This is a genomic window from Sphingomonas guangdongensis, from assembly GCF_900199185.1.
GTDB lineage: Bacteria > Pseudomonadota > Alphaproteobacteria > Sphingomonadales > Sphingomonadaceae > Sphingomonas > Sphingomonas guangdongensis.
In genome coordinates this window covers 201,449-219,029 of record NZ_OBMI01000001.1, presented here as the reverse complement: position 1 = coordinate 219,029, position 17,581 = coordinate 201,449, and the positions used below count along the sequence as shown (strand labels likewise).

At 70.0% G+C, this 17,581-nt stretch carries 15 protein-coding genes; 6 read left to right on the top strand and 9 right to left on the bottom strand.

Annotated features, from left to right (window positions below):
- Positions 1–126: 126 nt before the first annotated feature.
- The 4 genes from clpS to CRO12_RS01055 all read left to right on the top strand — a co-directional run bounded on the left by clpS (position 127) and on the right by CRO12_RS01055 (position 3,836).
- Positions 127–465 carry an ATP-dependent Clp protease adapter ClpS gene (clpS, locus tag CRO12_RS01070; protein ID WP_097063261.1) on the top strand — a complete coding sequence of 113 codons (339 nt, stop codon included), beginning with the start codon at positions 127–129 and terminating at the stop codon, positions 463–465.
- 193 nt (positions 466–658) lie between these two features.
- Positions 659–1,042, top strand: coding sequence for a hypothetical protein (locus CRO12_RS17560; protein ID WP_144033485.1), 384 nt, complete (start codon positions 659–661; stop codon positions 1,040–1,042).
- A 137-nt stretch (positions 1,043–1,179) separates the two neighbouring features.
- Positions 1,180–2,769, top strand: a complete 1,590-nt coding sequence (locus tag CRO12_RS01060) for an MFS transporter (protein WP_245858098.1) — start codon at positions 1,180–1,182, stop codon at positions 2,767–2,769.
- A gap of 32 nt (positions 2,770–2,801) precedes the next feature.
- A complete protein-coding gene (locus CRO12_RS01055; protein ID WP_425442972.1) occupies positions 2,802–3,836 on the top strand; it encodes an alanine racemase in 1,035 nt (344 codons plus the stop codon).
- A 97-nt stretch (positions 3,837–3,933) separates the two neighbouring features.
- Here CRO12_RS01055 and CRO12_RS01050 read toward each other — a convergent pair whose 3' ends face one another.
- The 3 genes from CRO12_RS01050 to CRO12_RS01040 all read right to left on the bottom strand — a co-directional run bounded on the left by CRO12_RS01050 (position 3,934) and on the right by CRO12_RS01040 (position 9,675).
- A complete protein-coding gene (locus CRO12_RS01050) occupies positions 3,934–7,233 on the bottom strand; it encodes a TonB-dependent receptor domain-containing protein (protein ID WP_097062186.1) in 3,300 nt (1,099 codons plus the stop codon).
- A 174-nt stretch (positions 7,234–7,407) separates the two neighbouring features.
- On the bottom strand, positions 7,408–8,586 hold the full coding sequence (locus tag CRO12_RS01045; protein ID WP_097062185.1) for an acetyl-CoA C-acetyltransferase: 1,179 nt from the start codon (positions 8,584–8,586) through the stop codon (positions 7,408–7,410).
- A gap of 27 nt (positions 8,587–8,613) precedes the next feature.
- On the bottom strand, positions 8,614–9,675 hold the full coding sequence (locus CRO12_RS01040) for an alpha/beta fold hydrolase (RefSeq protein ID WP_097062184.1): 1,062 nt from the start codon (positions 9,673–9,675) through the stop codon (positions 8,614–8,616).
- 21 nt (positions 9,676–9,696) lie between these two features.
- Here CRO12_RS01040 and phaR point away from each other — a divergent pair, with 21 nt between their 5' ends.
- The gene (gene phaR / locus CRO12_RS01035; RefSeq protein WP_097062183.1) at positions 9,697–10,269 is read left to right on the top strand and encodes a polyhydroxyalkanoate synthesis repressor PhaR; all 573 of its coding nucleotides are present in this window, start codon (positions 9,697–9,699) and stop codon (positions 10,267–10,269) included.
- Between the two features lie 142 nt (positions 10,270–10,411).
- Here the strand turns inward: phaR and CRO12_RS01030 are convergent, their stop codons facing one another.
- The 4 genes from CRO12_RS01030 to CRO12_RS01015 form a co-directional block, all read right to left on the bottom strand.
- The gene (locus CRO12_RS01030) at positions 10,412–11,668 is read right to left on the bottom strand and encodes a cation:proton antiporter (RefSeq protein ID WP_097062182.1); all 1,257 of its coding nucleotides are present in this window, start codon (positions 11,666–11,668) and stop codon (positions 10,412–10,414) included.
- 85 nt (positions 11,669–11,753) lie between these two features.
- Positions 11,754–13,421: a saccharopine dehydrogenase family protein gene (locus CRO12_RS01025; RefSeq protein ID WP_097062181.1), complete on the bottom strand. Its 1,668-nt coding sequence runs from the start codon at positions 13,419–13,421 to the stop codon at positions 11,754–11,756.
- Positions 13,418–13,843: a thiol-disulfide oxidoreductase DCC family protein gene (locus CRO12_RS01020; protein WP_097062180.1), complete on the bottom strand. Its 426-nt coding sequence runs from the start codon at positions 13,841–13,843 to the stop codon at positions 13,418–13,420. The genes CRO12_RS01025 and CRO12_RS01020 overlap by 4 nt, the downstream gene beginning before the upstream one ends.
- Before the next feature lie 7 nt (positions 13,844–13,850).
- Positions 13,851–14,660: a class I SAM-dependent methyltransferase gene (locus CRO12_RS01015; protein WP_097062179.1), complete on the bottom strand. Its 810-nt coding sequence runs from the start codon at positions 14,658–14,660 to the stop codon at positions 13,851–13,853.
- 74 nt (positions 14,661–14,734) lie between these two features.
- Between CRO12_RS01015 and CRO12_RS01010 the strand changes: the two genes are divergently transcribed.
- Positions 14,735–14,920: a hypothetical protein gene (locus tag CRO12_RS01010; protein WP_097062178.1), complete on the top strand. Its 186-nt coding sequence runs from the start codon at positions 14,735–14,737 to the stop codon at positions 14,918–14,920.
- Here the strand turns inward: CRO12_RS01010 and CRO12_RS01005 are convergent.
- The gene (locus tag CRO12_RS01005) at positions 14,895–16,331 is read right to left on the bottom strand and encodes a hypothetical protein (RefSeq protein ID WP_097063258.1); all 1,437 of its coding nucleotides are present in this window, start codon (positions 16,329–16,331) and stop codon (positions 14,895–14,897) included. The two genes, CRO12_RS01010 and CRO12_RS01005, sit on opposite strands and share 26 nt — an antisense overlap.
- Positions 16,332–16,360: 29 nt before the next feature.
- Positions 16,361–17,530: an aspartyl protease family protein gene (locus CRO12_RS01000; protein WP_097062177.1), complete on the bottom strand. Its 1,170-nt coding sequence runs from the start codon at positions 17,528–17,530 to the stop codon at positions 16,361–16,363.
- Between the last annotated feature and the right edge of the window lie 51 nt (positions 17,531–17,581).

The window sequence follows — 17,581 nt, the reverse complement described above, 5'->3', positions numbered from 1 at the left end:
GTTCAGCGTACCCCGGGGCGGCCGCAGCGATGCGGTCGCCCCTTTTTTCATGACCGTCGCCGCGCCGCCGCCTTGCTCCCGCGGACGCAGGGGCATATTTTACCAGCCGTGACCTACCTTCCCACGATGGCCGACAACGACGATGATGCGGACGGCGACGGCAACGGCGGCTCGTCGCTCGGCGTCGCGACGCGCACTCGGACGCGCACCAAGAAGCCGACGCCCTACCGCGTCCTCATGCTCAACGACGACTACACGCCGATGGAGTTCGTCGTGCTGGTGCTCCAGCGCTTCTTTCGCATGTCGATGGAGGAGGCGACGCAGGTCATGCTCCACGTCCATCAGAAGGGGGTGGGGGTGTGCGGCGTCTTCTCCTACGAGGTCGCGGAGACCAAGGTCGGGCAGGTGATGGACTTCGCCCGCCAGAACCAGCACCCGCTGCAGTGCACGCTGGAGAAGGCGTGACGGGCGCACGATCGATCCCGATTTAAGCGGCGCTTACAAGTTGACCAGCATTGGACCGGTGCAGGTGGGCGCGCTTGCCGCCAAAGCGATGTCGTGTCTCGGAAGCGAACCGTCCAGACGCTTGCCGCCGCCCGCAACATCCCTTCGCGCGAACGGGTGTGTTCGTTAAGTCATCCGTTCGTAGAGCGTCCGGATGGCCGAAGAGTCCTTGTCCGAGCACTGTTCGTTGATGGCACGGCCAGGTGGGCCAGCCAAGTCGAAGGAACTTCCCGCTGATTGCCCCAAGGGTGCCGTCTATATCCGCGGTACCGGTGGAACGATCATTGCTGGAGATGCGACCGTTCCGATGATCTTCGAGGGCGGTGATGGCGACGACAAGATCGTCATTGTCGGATCGGCGAAGGGTGGTGTGCTGGTGCGCGGCGGAGCGGGCCGCGACAGTATCACGCTGGAGAGTCATTGGACTTGGCTCGCGCATCAGATCGGCATGCCGGGCTTCGTCATCCTGGGGACCGCGACCATCATGCTGGCGGTCGTTCTCACGATATGTTGGCGGGCGCTCAAGCAAGAGCGATGATCGCACGACTGCCGACTGGGCCCGCTCGAACCTTTAACGCGATCACGTTCGCTGCTCGTCTGTGCCGTTAGCCCGCGTTTGCCGCGCGGCGTTGTTGCGCTAGACCTCGTGTCAACAAAGGCGGGGGTGAGACCGGCGTGAGCGATACTGACACTGCGACCGACGCGGTACCGGCCAAGGACATCCGCCTCGTCATTACCGCGTCCTCGCTCGGCACCGCGTTCGAGTGGTACGACTTCTTCATCTACGGCACGCTCGCCGCGTCCGGGATCATCGGCCGCACCTTCTTTCCAGCCGGCTCGGAGATGATGCAGACGCTGCTCGCCTGGGCGGGGTTCGCGGTCGGCTTCGGCTTCCGCCCGCTCGGCGCCGTCCTGTTCGGCTTCCTCGGCGATCGGCTCGGGCGCAAATATACCTTTCTCGTCACCATCACGCTCATGGGTCTCGCGACCGCCGGAGTCGGGCTGGTCCCGAGCTACGCCGCGATTGGGGCGGCGGCGCCGGCGATCATCATCCTGCTGCGTATCCTCCAGGGCCTGGCGCTCGGCGGTGAGTATGGCGGCGCCGCGATCTACGTCGCCGAGCACGCCACCGCCAAGCGCCGCGGCTTCTACACCAGCTTCATCCAGGCGAGCGTGTCGGGCGGCTTCATCCTCAGCCTCGCGGTCGTCCTGCTGGTCAAGGGCGTGCTGCCGCCGGACGCCTGGGCGGACTGGGGCTGGCGCGTGCCGTTCCTCTTCTCGATCGCGCTGCTTGCCGTGTCGCTCTGGATGCGGCTCAAGCTGTCGGAAAGCCCGGTGTTCGCCGCGATGAAGGCGGCCGGGCAGACCGCGCGCAATCCGTTCATCGAGAGCTTCACCTATCCCGGCAACGGCCGTCGCCTGATCGTTGCGCTGCTCGGGATCGCCGCCGGGCTCACCGTCATCTGGTACACCGCGCTGTTCAGCGTCCTATCGTTCCTGCAGGGCCCGATGCGTGTCGCGGAAACGCCCGCGCAGCTCATCACCGGCGCGGGAGCGGCGATGGGGCTGGTGTTCTTCATCGCCTTCGGCGCGCTCTCCGATCGGGTCGGGCGCAAGCCGCTGATCGTGATCGGCTATGCCGCGACGCTGGTGCTGCTCATTCCGCTGTTCTGGCTGATCGGCCATGCCGCCAATCCGGAGCTCGCCCGCGCCGCCGACCGTGCGCCCGTGATCGTCCGCGGGCCCGATTGCGCCTATGATCCGTTCGCGGCGACCCAGCGCGACCAGTGCGGCCAAGTGCTCGACTACCTGTCCAAGAAGGGGATCGCCTACACGACCGCGGAGGGGCAGGCTGTCGCCGTATCGATCGGGGGCATGCCGCAGCTCGACGTGTCGCCGCCCGCACTCGACCGCGCGCTGTCCGACGCCGGCTACAATCTGGAGCGGGTCACGCCGTCGGGCGGCAACATCGCGCTGATTCTGCTCGGCATCCTCGGCCTGTCGCTCCTCTCCGGGCTCACCTACGGCCCGGTCGCGGCGATCCTGTCCGAGCTGTTCCCGCCGCGGATCCGCTATTCTTCCATGTCGATCCCCTACCATCTCGGCACCGGCTATTTCGGCGGTTTCCTCCCCTTCATCAGCCAGTACATCGTCGCCAAGACCGGCGACTCCTACGCCGGGCTGTGGTACACCATCGCGGTGGTCGCGCTCGCGCTGGCGGTTGTGCTGATCCTGATGCACGAGCGCGACCTCCAGCAGGATTGAGGACGCGCCGGCCCGCGGCTAGGCCGGCGCGCGTGATCCCGCTCCCGCCCAACCGCCTCCGCCTCGACGGCGCGGCGCTCGTCGCCAACTGGCGCCTGCTCGCGGCGATGAGCGGTTCCGCCGCCTGCGGGGCAGCCGTCAAGGCCGACGGCTACGGCCTGGGTGCACGCGCGGTCGTGCGGCGGCTGGCGGCGGCAGGCGCCCGCGACTTCTACGTCGCCACCTGGCGCGAGGCCGCGGCGCTCGCCGATCTGGGCGCGAGCGTCTCGGTGCTCCATGGAGTCCGGGCGGAGGACATGCCCAGCGCGCTCGCCAGTGCTCACGCGCGGCCGGTGCTGAACACCGCGGCGCAGGTGGCACGCTGGCGCGAGGAGGGCGGAGGCGTGTGCGACGTAATGGTCGACACCGGCATGAACCGCCTGGGCTTGTCCGCGGCGGAGGTCGGTGCCGGGCTGCTCGACGGGCTCGCGGTCGACACGCTGATGAGCCACCTCGCCTGCGCGGACGAGGACAGCGCGATGAACGAGGAGCAGCGCGCCAGGCTCGCAGCCGTCGCGGCCCGCACCGCGGCACGGCGGATCAGCCTTGCAAACTCGGCAGGGGTCGCGCTCGGCGCGGCGTACCACTTCGATCTGACCCGGCCGGGACTGGCGCTCTACGGCGGCGTGCCCCGCGCGGCGCTCGGCGGCGTACGCCAGGTCGCCTATCCGGAGGCGCAGGTGCTCCAGCGCCGCCGCGTCGCGGCGGGCGAGACGATCGGCTACAATGCGACGTGGCGCGCGGCGACAGACGGCGACGTTGCGATCGTCAACCTCGGCTACGCGGACGGCTACCCTCTCTCGCTCTCCAATCTGGGGTGTGCGCTAGCGGGCGGGCGAACGCTGCCGGTGATCGGCCGCGTGTCGATGGACCTGGTCGCGCTCGACGTGAGCGGCGCGGAGGTGGGGGAGGGTGACTGGGTCACCCTCGACTATGCGCTGCCCGACTTGGCGGCGCGATCGGGCCGGTCGCAGTACGAGCTGCTGACCGGACTGGGGCCGCGGTTCGAGCGGGTCTGGCACGACTGAACACCACTGGCGGACACGCCAGCACTTGGCGGCGCAGAGAAAAGGGGAGCGAAGGTGACACCTTCGCTCCCCCAAATCTCAGGATCGTGCAATCCGATCAGAAGCGGACGCGCGCACCCGCGTAGAAGCTGCGGCCGCGATAGTCGTAGATCGCGGTGCCGACACCCGTCGCCGTGGTCCCGAGCGGAGGCAGCTGGTTAAAGACGTTGTCCACGCCCGCGTAGAACAGCAGGCCCTTGGCACCCCGCGTCTGCTCCTGCGTCCAGCCCGTGTCCCACTCGAAGCGGAGGTCGGAGTAGGTGATGATCGGATAGGTGTTCGGCTCGGCCGCGTCGATGTTCGACGGCGGCAGGCCGTTGATGCCGCCGTTCACCGACTCATAGGCGACGAGATACTGCTCGCCGATGAAGCGCAGGCGGTAGCCGAAGGTGAACGCCTGGTAGCCGAGATCCAGGTCGAGCCGGAACTCGTCCTGCGGATAGCCGGTCTCACCCAGGATGCGGTTCTCGAAGTCCGGGTTGGTTGGATCCTCGAAATTGCTGTTCGCGAGCGAGTGGACATAGATCAGGTTGGCGTTGAGGCGGCCGTCCGCGCCCAGGCGGGTGCGGTACTGCAGGTTCACGTCGATGCCCTCACGCTCGCGCTTGGCGAAGTTGAGCGGCGCCACGATCAGCGAGTTGCCGAGGATCGCGCCCGGCTGCTCACCGTTCGGGCCGAGGCCCGGGCCGGCGAAGCGGGTGTACTGCTGACAGAAGATGTTGGTCAGCGTGGGCAGGTCGACGCAGTTGTTGAGGATCGTCTGCGCCCCGACCGACGAGATGATGTCGTTCACGGTGATGTTGAAGTAGTCCACCGTGAGCGCCAGGCCGGGCACGAAGCTCGGCTGGAACACCGCGCCCAGCGTGTAGGAGTCGGACGTCTCCTCCGACAGGTTCGGGTTCGAGCCGCTGACGATCGGCAGCGAGTAGGTGACCGAACCCAGGTTAGCCAGGTTGCCCGCGCCCACCTGCGTCGTGCAGTTCGCACGACGCGTCGTGCTGCCGCTGTTGATGTTCACGATGTTGCACGGATCGCTGATGCTGGTGAAGTTCGGAACCAGCGGGAAGCCCGTCTCCGACACGTTGGGAGCGCGCACCGCACGGGCGTAGTTGCCGCGGATGCGCAGGTCGCGGACCGGCGCCCACTGGAAGCCGCCGTTGTACGCGTAGACCGTGCCGACGCTGCCGCCGTAGTCCGACACGCGACCGGCGCCGTTCAGCGTCAGCTCGTGGAAGAAGGGCGTTTCCTTCAGCAGCGGGATCTGGATTTCGGCAAAGCCTTCCTTCACCTCGAACGCTTCCGGATCGAAGACGGGGATCGAAACCGCGTTGTTGAAGCCCTGCGTCGTAAAGGGGTCCTGCTCGTAAAACGCCTTCTCGCGACGGTACTCGCCGCCGACCGCGAAGCGGATCGGGCCGCCGGGCAGCTCAAACAGTTGGCTCAGGTCACCCGAGACGAACGCCTGACCGACGATCTGCTCGAGGCTGGCATCTGCGCCGAAGGTGCTGGTGAAGTATTGCACCGCCGCCGTGTTGTCGGGCGTGCCGAACGGGTTGTACGGGCGGCAGGCCGCGATGTCGGCGGCCAGGCGAGCCTGGTTGGCCGCGCGGACCTCCGCGGTGTCGGTGGTGCGCTGCGAGATGACGGCGGCGGCAGGATCGATCTGCGAGCGGCAGACGATCTGGCCGGCGGCGTTGCGCGCCGCGTCCATCGACAGCGAGAAGCGCTGGCGATCGATGTAGCCGTTGGTCGACTGGCTCTGGTCGAACCGGCCGTAGTTGCCGGATACCTCGTACGACCAATCGTCGTTGAACGTGCCGCGGAAGCCGGCGACAACGCGGTAGGTGTCGCGACGGAACACCTCGTCACGCAGACCGACGTCGAGCAGGTTGCGGGCCAGAATGAAGCGGTAGGTTCCCGCGTTTACCTCTGCCTGCTGCGCCGCCGTCAGGTTGCCGGCCGCCGGGCACGCCGCGGTCAGGCTGGTGTTGCAGCCCGAGGCCAGGATGAGGTTGGCCAGCGTGGTACGGTCGGCCGGGTTCAGGAACGGGTTGTCGAGCCGCGGACGCTCACGGAAGTCGCCGACGTTGCCCTGATTGCCGGCACCCGTCTGGATGAACGACGGGCCGGCGTTGTTGCCGACCGAATCGAGTCGGGCGAACTTCGCCTCGACGAAGAACTCCGCCTCTGGCGCGAGCTCGAACCGGCCGAGCAGGTTGAAGTTGTAGCGCTCCAGCTGCGGCAGGATCGAAACCGTCTGGAACTCACGGCCGGTCTGGCCATTGCCGCCGATGCGGCTGGCGTTGATGCCGGTGCCGAAGCGCGACCCGGTCTGCTCGGTCAGGCGACCTTCCGGCGAGAAGATATAGGCGCAGCTGAACGCCAGACCGTTGCTGTTCTGCGGACCGTTGTTGGCCAGCGTCGCGTTGCCGCAGGCACCGTTGGCGCCCGCGCGCTGGTTGATCGGAATCAAGCCCCGATAGTCGATCGTGCCCGAGCGGACGTCCTGAAGGAAGATCGAGTCGGGGAAGCCGTCACCACCGTTGACCAGGCCCGTGCCGCCGTCCGCGTCGACCGTGAAGAGGCCGCGTGCGCGATTGAAGTACGGCACCTGCGAGGCGAACACGCGCTCCTGGCGGCTGTACTCACCATGCAGCGTTATGTTGCCCCGCCCGTCGGCGAAGTTCTTGCCTGCCATCGCCGACAGGTACTGGCTGCCGCCGAAGCCCTTCTCGTTGATGCTGGCCGACCCGCGCAGCTGGACGCCGTCGAACGAGCGGCGCAGCACGAAGTTGACCACGCCCGCGATCGCGTCGGAGCCGTACACGGCCGAGTTGCCGCCGGTCACGATGTCGACGCGCTCGATCAGATCGTTCGGGATCGAAGAGACGTCGGGCGACACCGCGTTGTTCAGGATGTCGGCCGCAACGTGACGGCGGCCGTTGACCAGCACCAGCGTGCGCTGCGTCCCGAGACCGCGCAGATCGAGCAGGTTGAGGCCGGCGATGCCGATGCCGAGGCCGGGGTTCTGCTGAGAGAAGGTGCTGGCGAGCTGCGGCAGGTCGTTCAGCAGTTCGCCGACGTTCTGGTCGCTCTGCTGGAAGATCGCCTCACCGCCCAGCGACGTGATCGGCACGTCGGACGTGATGTTTGGGCTGCGGATGCGCGATCCGGTGACGACGATGTCGGCGCTCGGCTGCCGCTCTTCCTCGACCTGCGCCTCGACGCATTCCGGACGAGTGTCGTCGGTCTGGCAGGGCACCGCCTGGATGGCGGTTGTGTCCTGCGCGAACGCGGCGGACGAGATCAGTAGCGTGCTGGCAAGCGCGGTCGCGCCGAGCAGGCGGTGAATTGTCATGCTGTTCCCCTGTAACGGACACCCGTTACCTACAGAGAAGCGGGGAACAGCCCCCCAACGCAACGAAAATTAGCCTAGCATGAATGTCGACCGGCGCGATTAGCCGGCAGCTGTTGCAAGGATGTTACAGGCGGGCGCACGGTTGTTGCCCGCCTGTGTTGGCGCCGCGCGTGCTCAGTCGCGCTCCACGCACATCGCTATGCCCATGCCACCGCCGATGCAGAGCGTCGCCAATCCCTTCTTCGCGTCGCGCCGTTGCATCTCGTAGATGAGCGTGGTGAGCACCCGCGCTCCCGACGCGCCGATCGGGTGGCCAATCGCGATCGCGCCGCCGTTCACGTTGACGCGCTCGGCGTCCCAGCCGAGTTCCTTGCCGACCGCCAGCGCCTGCGCGGCGAAGGCCTCGTTGGCCTCGATCAGGTCGAGATCGCCAATCGACCAGCCGGCCTTTTCCAGCGCCTTGCGGGAGGCGGGGACGGGACCGATCCCCATCACCGACGGGTCGACGCCGGCCGACGCCCAGCTCTTGATCCGCGCGAGCGGGGTGACGCCGCGGCGCTGCGCCTCGTCCGCGCTCATGACCACGAGCGCGGCGGCGCCGTCGTTGATCCCGCTCGCATTGCCGGCGGTCACGGTGCCGCCATCCTTCTTGAAGGCGGCACGCAGCCCGGCAAGGCTCGCGACCTCCACGCCCTCGCGGATGAACTCGTCCCTGTCGACCACCGCGTCTCCCTTGCGCCCCTTGACCGTGACGGCGGCGATCTCGTCGTCGAAGCGCCCGCTCGCGCGCGCGGCGGCCGCCTTGTTCTGCGAGGCGCAGGCGAATTCGTCCTGCTCGCCGCGGGTGATCTGGTACTGCTCGGCCAGGTTCTCCGCCGTGATCCCCATGTGATAGCCGTTGAACACGTCGGTCAGCCCATCGACGACCATGGTGTCGGCTAGGCTCACGCCTCCCATCTTGGTGCCGGCGCGCATCGGTGCGGCATGAGCGGAGAGCGACATCGATTCCTGCCCGCCCGCGACCACGATCTTGGCATCGCCGTTGGCGATCGACTGAAAGGCGAGCGCAACCGTGCGGAGGCCCGAGCCGCAGACCTGGTTCACGCCCCAGGCGGGTACCTCCTTGGGGATGCCGGCGGCCATCGACGCCTGGCGTGCGGGGTTCTGGCCCTGCGCGGCGGTCAGTACCTGGCCGAGGATCACCTCATCGACGTCGGCGCCATCGACCCCGGCCTGCGCCAGTGCCGCCTCGATCGCGACCCGGCCGAGCTCATGGGCCGGCGTCGCGGCGAAGGAGCCCAGGAACGCGCCCACGGGGGTACGCTTGGCGGCGGCGATCACGATGTCGGTCATGGGGCTCTCCTGGCGTCTGTCGCGCGGTCATGTAGGCGCGCGAAGCGCGCTAATCCAGTCGGCGAGCGGCTCCCACACGGCGGCGCGCGCGCCGCTGCCGACGATCATGCCGACGTGGCCGGCGGCGACGGTGCGCTGGGTGCCCGCCGCTGCGCGGCTGGCCACGGGAACGATGCGGTCGGTGGCGGAGGCGATGTCGAGGACCGGGCAGCCGAGCGCCGCCGGATCGATCAGCCGTCCGCCGATCCGCCAGCTGCCGTGTCCGGGCTCGTCGGCGGCGTAGAAGCGCTCGAACAGCTGCCGCCCGGCCGCGAGCGTCAGCGGCGCACCGGCGTTCGCCCAGTCCTCCAGCAGCGTGAACTGCGCCAGCGTTGGTGCATCGGCGGTCGCGAGCCTGGCATATTTGTCGATCGTCCGGGCCGGGTCGAGCTGCCAGAAGCCGGCCTGGAGCACCTCCACCGGCACCAGCCCGAGCGCGGCGCATGACGGTTCGGCGGCATGCCACAGCCGGGCAACGCCGTCACGCGCATCCGCATAGGCGCCGAACCGCCAGGGGGTTGCGAGTAGCGCCACACCCGCAACGGGCGTCAGCGTCGCCGCCGCGATCGCCAGCGTCCCACCCAGGCAGTAGCCAACCAGCACCGGCGGCGCGTCGAGCGATTTGATCAGCGGGACCAGCGCCTCCGTGACGTGCGCGTCTATGTCGCTGTCCCGCTCATCCGGATGCGGCGCGCCCCAGTCGACCATCAGCACCCGGCAGCCCGCTGCCGCCAGCCACCGCAGCAGCGAACGATCTTCGCTCAGGTCCAGCACGGCAGGCGGGTTGATCAGCGATGGGACGACCAACACCGGGCGGCCGCTTCCGCCATGGTCGCGCAGGCTGACCCGGCCCTGCCGAGCGATGACGTGACCGGCGTCCCGTGGCGGGACACGCGGCGCCTGCTGGTAGCGTCGCAACCCCGTCAAGGCCGCCGCACGCCTCGTATGCGATGTTGCGGTTTCGCTGCGCAGCATGGAAAGGAACAGCGGCAGCGGTCGCGGGCCGTGTTGCGGTGCGGCATCGAGCGGTGGTACGCTTCCGCCTGTCATCGCGGGTGGAGGAGTGTTGCCATGAAGAAGTCAGCCGCCGGCGGCCCGGTCATCATCAAGAAGTACGCCAACCGCCGCCTCTACAACACCGAAGCATCCTCGTACATCACACTGGAGCATCTCGCCGCGATGACGCGCGAGGGCCGCGACTTCAAGGTGGTCGATGCGAAGACGGAAGAGGACATCACCCACAATGTCCTCACCCAGATCATCATGGAGGAGGAGGCGCGGGGCCAGACGATGCTGCCCGTCAATTTCCTGCGTCAGCTAATCGCGCTCTACGGCGATTCGATGCAGGCGATGGTGCCGGGGTATCTGGAGGCGTCGATGGAGAGCTTCCGCCGCAACCAGCAGCAGTTCAAGTCGGCGGTCGAGGGCGCCTTCGCCCACTCCCCTTTTGCCGAGATCGCCAAGCGCAACATGGCGATGTTCGAGGCGGCGGCGAGCGCGTTCAAGCCGGGCCAGACCGGCCCCGTGCCGACCGTGGTGCCGCCCGCCGCGGCGGAGGGCGTTGCTCACCCGACCAAGGACGACGAGATCGCCGCGCTGCGGGCCGAGCTTGCGAGCCTGCAGGACAAGGTGTCCAAGCTCTAAAAGGAATCTATCGCGCCGAGACGCAGAGGCGCGGCGCGGTGGTGAGTTCAAGCGCTGCAGGCGTCTGAATGGGATCAAGGGCGCTTCGCGCTGCAATAGCGCAACATATTTTGCGGCTCCGCGTCTCTGCGCGATTTGATCACTACGCCGGCAGCACACCGCTTGCCCGCGCGCGCCGGCCGTAGACCGCCTCGAACAGCGGCGAGGCCATCAGCGTCGTCACGACCGCCATCAGCACCAGCACCGAGAACAGCGTCGGCCCGATGACTCCGCGCTGCAGCCCGATGTTGATGATGATCAGCTCCATCAGCCCGCGGGCGTTCATCAGCGCGCCGACCGCGAGCGCGGTCGGGTTGTCCTGACCCACAACCCGCGCCGCCGCCCAGCACGCCCCGAACTTCGCCAGCACGGAGGCCGCGAGCACCGCCAGCGCGACGCCGAGCAGCGCCGGATCGGCGATCAGCGCCAGCTGCGTGTTGAGGCCGGAAAAGGTGAAGAACATCGGCAGCAGCAGCACCACCGTGATCGGCTCCAGCATCCGCCGCACCTCGCGGGTGAGCAGTCCGCGCGGCATGGCGACGCCGAGCAGGAAGCCGCCGAACACCGCATGCATGCCGACCCAGTCCATCGCGAAGGCGGCAAGCAGGAACAGGATCAGCACGCCCGCGAGCAGCGCGTGATCGACCGACCCCTGCCGCTCCGCCCGGGCCGCGAGCGGGCGGAGCAGGCGCGGGCCGAAGCCGAGGACAAGCACCGCGAAGGCAATTGCGCCGACGATCGCCTTGACCGCGACGCCCGCGCCGTCGCCGAAGGTGGCGAGCACCACCGCGAGGACGGTCCAGGCGGCCGCATCGTCGATCGCACCCGCCGACAGCGCCAGCGAGCCGAGCGGGGAGCCGGACAGCCCGCGCTCGTGAATGATGCGCGCGAGCATCGGAAAGGCGGTGATCGAGATGCAGGCGCCGAGGAACAGCGTCGCCTGCATCGTCCCGAGCGTCGGCGCGAACAGCCCGGGGATGCCGAGCAGCCAGGGGGTCAGGCAGGCGGCCGCCGCGAACGGCGCGGCGATCCCGGACAGCGACACGGCGCTGGCGCTACGGAGATGGCGGCGGAAGTCGTCGCGTTCGAAGCCCATCCCGACCAGGAACATGTAGAGTCCGACGCCGAGCTGGGCGCCGACGTACAGCGTGCCCTTGGCGGCGGGCGGGAAGAGCGCGGCGGTGAGCTGCGGAAAGACAAGCCCGAGCAGCGACGGGCCGAGCACGACGCCCGCGATCATCTCCCCCACCACCTGCGGCTGGCCGAGGAAGCGGCGGCCGAGCCAGCCGACCAGGCGGGCGGCGGCGACGATCACCGCGAGCTGCAGGAAAAACACGATGCTGAGCTGTGCCGGCGTCATCGGCGTGCGTCCTCCCCACGGCGGCGCACGTCGCGCCCGCCCTGTCCCCGCGCCTGCATGGAGACAGACGCGGATCGAGGCAAGTTCAGGCTGCGTCTGGATCGGGACGCAAGCTGCCCCGGTACGCGACGATCAGCCCGGCGATCGGCAGCGCGATTTCCACATCGAAGTGGAAGGTGTCGCCTTCTGCCGCCTCGAAGCTGGTACCGCGCGGGAGCAGGCCGCGCGGCATCGGCACGCCCCACAGCGTCCAGCGGCGCGGGACGAAGTGGAGCCGATCGCCCTTGACGACGAGCGCGAGCGCGAAGCGGGCGGGGCCGAAGCGCTCGACCAGCAGGTGCTGGTCGCGGCCAGTGCCGACCGACTGGTGCGACGAGAAGCGGCGGCCGGCGAAATCGCGAGTCCAGCGCTCGCCCCCAGCCTTCGGCACGAAGCCGACGCTGACCGGGACCGTGTCGCCGCCGGGCGGGAAGCCGACCAGTCGCGCCGCCAGCGCGGCGATCGGTCCGCGGCCGCGGCGGACGGCGGCGGTACCGCGCCAGCGCCGCGCCGCCGCAGTGCCGTGCAGCGCCTGGATCGGACGGGGCAGGGTCGCGAACGCGTCACCGAGCAGCCGCGGGTAGAGCGGCGCGGCGGGCGCGTCCTCGCGGAAACCGGTGTAGATCTGGCGACCGGCGAACAGGCGATCGTAGTCGGCGAGCTCCAGCGCCGCGACGGCCGATCGGGCGCCGGCCGCCGGGCGCTCGCCGACGAGCAGCGCACGGACGATCGCCTCCACCGCCATCGACGGGATGTACGGACCGTCGTCGCCTTCGGCCAGCAGGTGCCAGCTCCGCTCGACCGGTTGGCCGTCACGCATGCCCGTCGCCCTCACGTACATGCCGCCGCGGTGCTCTCCGAAGCGCATCCGGTTCAGCACCCAGTAGAACTTGCGGGAGAAGGGCACGAGCGAGGGGAGGCGGAGCCGGGCCCGCGTGGCCGCCAGCAGGTTGAGGATCCGGTGCAGCAACTCCGGCACCGGCCCGGCACCCATCCAGATGTCCTGCAGGCCCGGGTGCTCGGGCGGGATCACCTGCAGGTCGGGCACGTCGACCAGCGAGAAGCGGATTGAGCGAAGCGGCAGGCGGCCGGGCACCGCGACCGTGTAGCGCCGGCTCTCGGCGAGCCCGGTCCCGGTTGCCGCCCGGCCGCCGCGCCAGAGCTTTACCGGTGCGCCCGCATACCCCACCACCGCGCGCATGACGTTGAGGCCGATCCCGGCGTACGGCGACGGCGCGATGCCGCCCTCGACGCGGAGGATGGTCATGTCCTGCCCCATGCGGCGCAGCACCGCCGCGGTCAGGACAGGAAAGCTGCTCACCCCCGACAGGGCGAAGACGCCCGCGGCGCGCGCGGCGTCGTCGTGCGCGCGGACGCCGAACACGAAGTCGGCGGCGTCGGCGAAGTCGAGGTAGTCGACACCGGCCGCGATGCAGGCCTGCACGACATGGTAGGCGTCGGCGCCATAGTCCTGGAACGGCCCGGACGCATCGACCACCAGCGCCGGGCGATGCTGGACGAGCGCCGCGGCAATGTCGGCACGGTCGAGTGCCACCGGGCGGACGGTGGCGGCCCCCTTGTAGCGCGCGCAGAACGCCGCCGCACGCGCCCCGTCGCGGCCGCAGATCAGCAGCTCGAGCCGCGCCTCGTCCGCCAGCAGCTCGGCCAGCCGCCCGCCGAAGACGCCGTACCCGCCGAGAATCAGGATCTTCACAGCAGCCGGTGGCGGTACTCGGGGGCGGGCAGCCAGCAGGTATCGCGCTTCCCGAACAGGCGGTAGCGGTGCCGCGCCACGAAGCGGTACACCGGATCGCGCACCGCCGCCGGCACGATGCGCAAGGCGCCGAGCAATCGCCAGGGGAGGCCCAGCCCCTCGTAGATCGACAGCACGGCGTCGCTGTCCTGGCGGGCGGTGCCGCGGTCGACCACGATCATGCTCGACGGATCGGCCGGGTCCATGCCGTGGCGGCGATAGAGCGCCGCGCCGAGCGCGCCCTGCATGGAAGCGAGTCGGAAGCGGCCGGCGCGATCATGGCGCAGCACGAAGCGGGCGTTGGCGGAGCAGAGCACGCACTCCGCGTCGAACAAGATGATCGGCCCGCCCGCCGACAGCTCATCGACCTCCCGCGGTGTCACCGGTCCCTCAGCGGCGGGGCTTGGTGAACCTGATCGTCATCCGGTCGCTCTCACCGATCGCGGCGTATTTGGCGCGATCGACATCGCCCAGCCGGTAGGTCGGCGGGAGCGTCCACACTCCCTCCGGCCAGTCGGCCGTGTCCTTCGGGTTGGCGTTCACCTCCGACTGGCCGGCGACCTGGAAGCCGGCGGCCCGCGCGAAGCCGATCACGCTCGACGTCTTCATATAGCCGCTCTTTTCCTCCGCCGCAGCGTCGCGCGACTCGGGCAGGCGGTGCTCCACGATGCCGAGCGTGCCGCCGGGCTTCAGCATCCGGAACATCTCGGCAAAGGCCGCGCGGGTCTGGTCGACGCCGGCGAAGCGCAGGTTGTGCACGTTGCGGAAGGTCAGCACGACGTCCGCGCTGCCGTCCGGCACGCCCGCTGCGCCGGGTGCGGCCGGGAAGGCGGCGAGCCTCACCTTGCCGTAGGTGGCCGGGGCCGCCGTCTGCAGCTTCTTTACGCCGTTCAGCCCGCGCTCCAGGTTGCCGGCGGCGTAGTAGGTGCCGCGTGCCGCCAGATAAGGGGCGAGGATCTCCGTGTACCAGCCGCCGCCGGGGATCAGCTCCACCACCGTGTCGGTCGGCTTGACGCCGAAGAAGGCGAGCGTTTCGACCGGGTGGCGATAGCGGTCGCGCGCGACGTTAGCGGGCGAGCGGGTCTTGGCGGCGACCGCCTGGGACAGGAGGCCGCGCAGGTTGGCTGGCTGGCCGATCGCGACGCTGGTGACGGCGGCGGCGACGGGCAGCAGGGCGAGCACGGGGAGGAGCGAACGCATCGGCGGGCCTTTCACGTGATCGGTTGCAGTTGTGCCGGGTGTACTCGGCCGCTTCTGCGCGGCAAGAGCGGGGGATGCAAGCGCGGTTGTGGGGCGGGGTGGCGGTGGCAGTCACGCTCGCGGTGGTGAGCGGGTGGGCGGAGGCGCGGCGCGGGCGGCGCGGCGACCCGGACCGGGTCGGCTGGGTCCCGTGGCGCACGCTTCAGTTCGCCGCGCTGCTGACGGCGCTGCTCCTCACGAGCGTGGCGCTGAACGGCTGAGCGCCCGGTCGCGTCGCAGGAACACCACCGTCCGCCAGCCGCTGCGGGGCACGGAGAAGATCGGGCGATAGTCGCGCGCGAGCGCCTGTCGGATGACGGGAAGCGTGGCGGGGTTCCAGATCCGCAGCGACCGGGTCGATGCGACGATCACCGGCGGACGGCCCGCCAGGATGCGGCGGAGCTCGGCCGCCTCGTCGATGCCGGTTGACGCCTGCTCGGTCGTGTAGGCGATGAAGTTGGGGAAGGCGTAGGGCGTGGGCACGCAGGCGTCCGCCAGGCTGTAGGTGATCGTGTCGCCGATGAAGACGTAAGGGCAGCCGCCGGCGCTGTTTGCGCGCACCACCGCGGCCACGGCACGGGCGCCGGCGGCATCGGCCGGCACGACCGCGCGCTCCACGATCGCGAGCAGCGCTCCGAGCACAAGCGTTCCGACCATCACGCGCGGAATCCGCCCGAGCGCGATCCCGGCGATGGTGGCGAGCGGCACCAGCAGCGGCAGAGCGTAGTGATCGAAGAAGGTGCCGATCGAGAAGAAGCCAACCAGCGCCGCCGCCAGCCAGCCGAAGGCGAGCTGCCGCTCGCGTACCATCCGCACATTTCGGCGCCGCCAGCCGATCGCCGCGCACAGCAGCAGCGGCGACAGTTCGGCCGCGATGCCGAGCAGACGCATCGCAAGCTCGCCCGGCGGATAGCCGGGCCGCAGCAGGATCGACGTGACGTTCGCGAACCACCAGGCGCCAAGCGCGTCCGCGCCGAGCGCCCGGTACCCGGCCATAACCGCGAGCGTCGGGAGCAGCCCAACCGCGATCCAGAGCGGCGCGGCCGCGATCGCGCGCCGCCGGTCGCTCGTTCGCGCCAGGTACCAGAGGTGCGCTGCGCCGAGGAACGCCGCCTCGACCGCCGCCACCGGCTTGAGCTGGATCGCCAGCCCGCCGAGCAAGCAGGCGGCGAGGCCATTCGCCACGATCGCGCGCGGCGATAGCGACGGCAGTCGCAGCGTCAGCCGGGCGGCCAGTGCGATCAACAGGTTGTAGAACACCGGAGCCTGCCCGCCGCGCCCACCCAGGAGCGACAGCCACAACAGATAGGCGACGCCCGCCGCCAGCGCGCCGCCGCGGCTCGCGCCGAGCGTGCGGGCGCCACTCGCCACGATCCAGGCGGTCGCCGCCGCGAACAGCGTCGCGAGCAGCTGGTAGCCCAGGATGTCGTCACCCGGGATGGCGGCGGCCGCGGCGTAGAGCGCGAATAGCCCCCACGGTTTGCGGTCCCAAAGGTCGAGGTACGGCACTGCCCCGTCGAGCATCCGCTGACCGACCAGCAAATAATATTGCTCGTCGACGTGGATGACCGGGTTGCCGAAATCGATCGCGCGGATCGCGATCGCGGCCGCCAGCAGCAGCGCCGGGAGCACCCCGGCCCGATCGCGCCAGCCAGCAGTCATCAGTAGAAGCGCGCGAGCGTCAGCGTCCGCTCCCCGCCGCCGTCGCACAGCGCAAGCCGGACGACGCGCCCGGGCGTGTCGGCCGGCCAGGCGGCGAGCGGGCTGGATAGATAGTCGCCGGGCAGCGGCGCGCCGTCGATCCGGCAGATCCGCTCGCCCGCGCGCCAGCCACCCGTCGCGGCGGGGGAGTGGCGCATGACATGGAGGACGCGCAGCGACGACTTCTCGTAGGCGACCAGCAGCCCGCTGGTGGAGCGCAGCGGTTCACGGTCGGCGGTGCGCCCGGGGCTCAGCACCATGCGCCGCGCAAGCGGATCGAGCAGCACACGGTAGCGCTGGAGCAGCGCGGAGCCGATCCGCCCGACCGTCCCGGTCCGGTGCGAGAAGCCGCCGCCGCGCTCCACCCGCACCTCCACGTTGCGCGCGGTGAGCGACCCGAGCCGCACCGCCGGCAGGACGGTGAGGTCGGTCTCGATCGCGCCGCCCAGCCCGACCGCATAGGCGGTGGTCTCCCGCACCGCGGGTGGGCGGACGGTCGCCCATGCCTCGCTCGCGATCGTGACGGCCGAGCCGTCGCCGGTGTCGACGATCACCGGGCGCAGTCGCCGCCCGCCGACGCTCACCTCACTCACGAATACCCCTGAGTCGCGCGCGAGCCCGAGCGGCACGCTCGTGCCCCGGAACGGCAGCCGGCCGGAGGGCAGCAGGCGGAAGCGGCGCGTATCGTAGTCGATGTCGAGCGCCTGGGCACCGAGCAGGTCCGCCCCGACCAGCACCTCGACCGGATCGGCGGTGCCGGTCGCGATGCCGGAGAGATCGGCGACCGCGACCCGTCCGCCGGCGCGCGCGAGACCGCCGAACGCGACCTCTTCCACCGCCGCCCAGCCGAGCGGCACCGCACCGCCGATCGCCATCGCGCGACCCGACACGGCAGGCCGCAGCCCGATCGTCGCGGCGAACGCGCGCGAGGTGACGGTGTAGCTGACCCCGGTATCGAGGATGGCGGTCGCCGGTCGGCCATTGACCGTCATGCGGAAGCGCAGCTGGTTGCCGGGCGTCAGATCGAAGGGCACCCAGCGCGTCGCGCTGTCGATCGCCAGCACTGCTTGCGGCGGCGCGGCCGCGGCGGGCAGCGGGAGGAGGAGGGCGGCAAGCCGAAGGAGGCGCATGGTCGTCGCCGCCGCCGTTAGCGCCTTCGCCGCCGATTGGCTATCGACGAG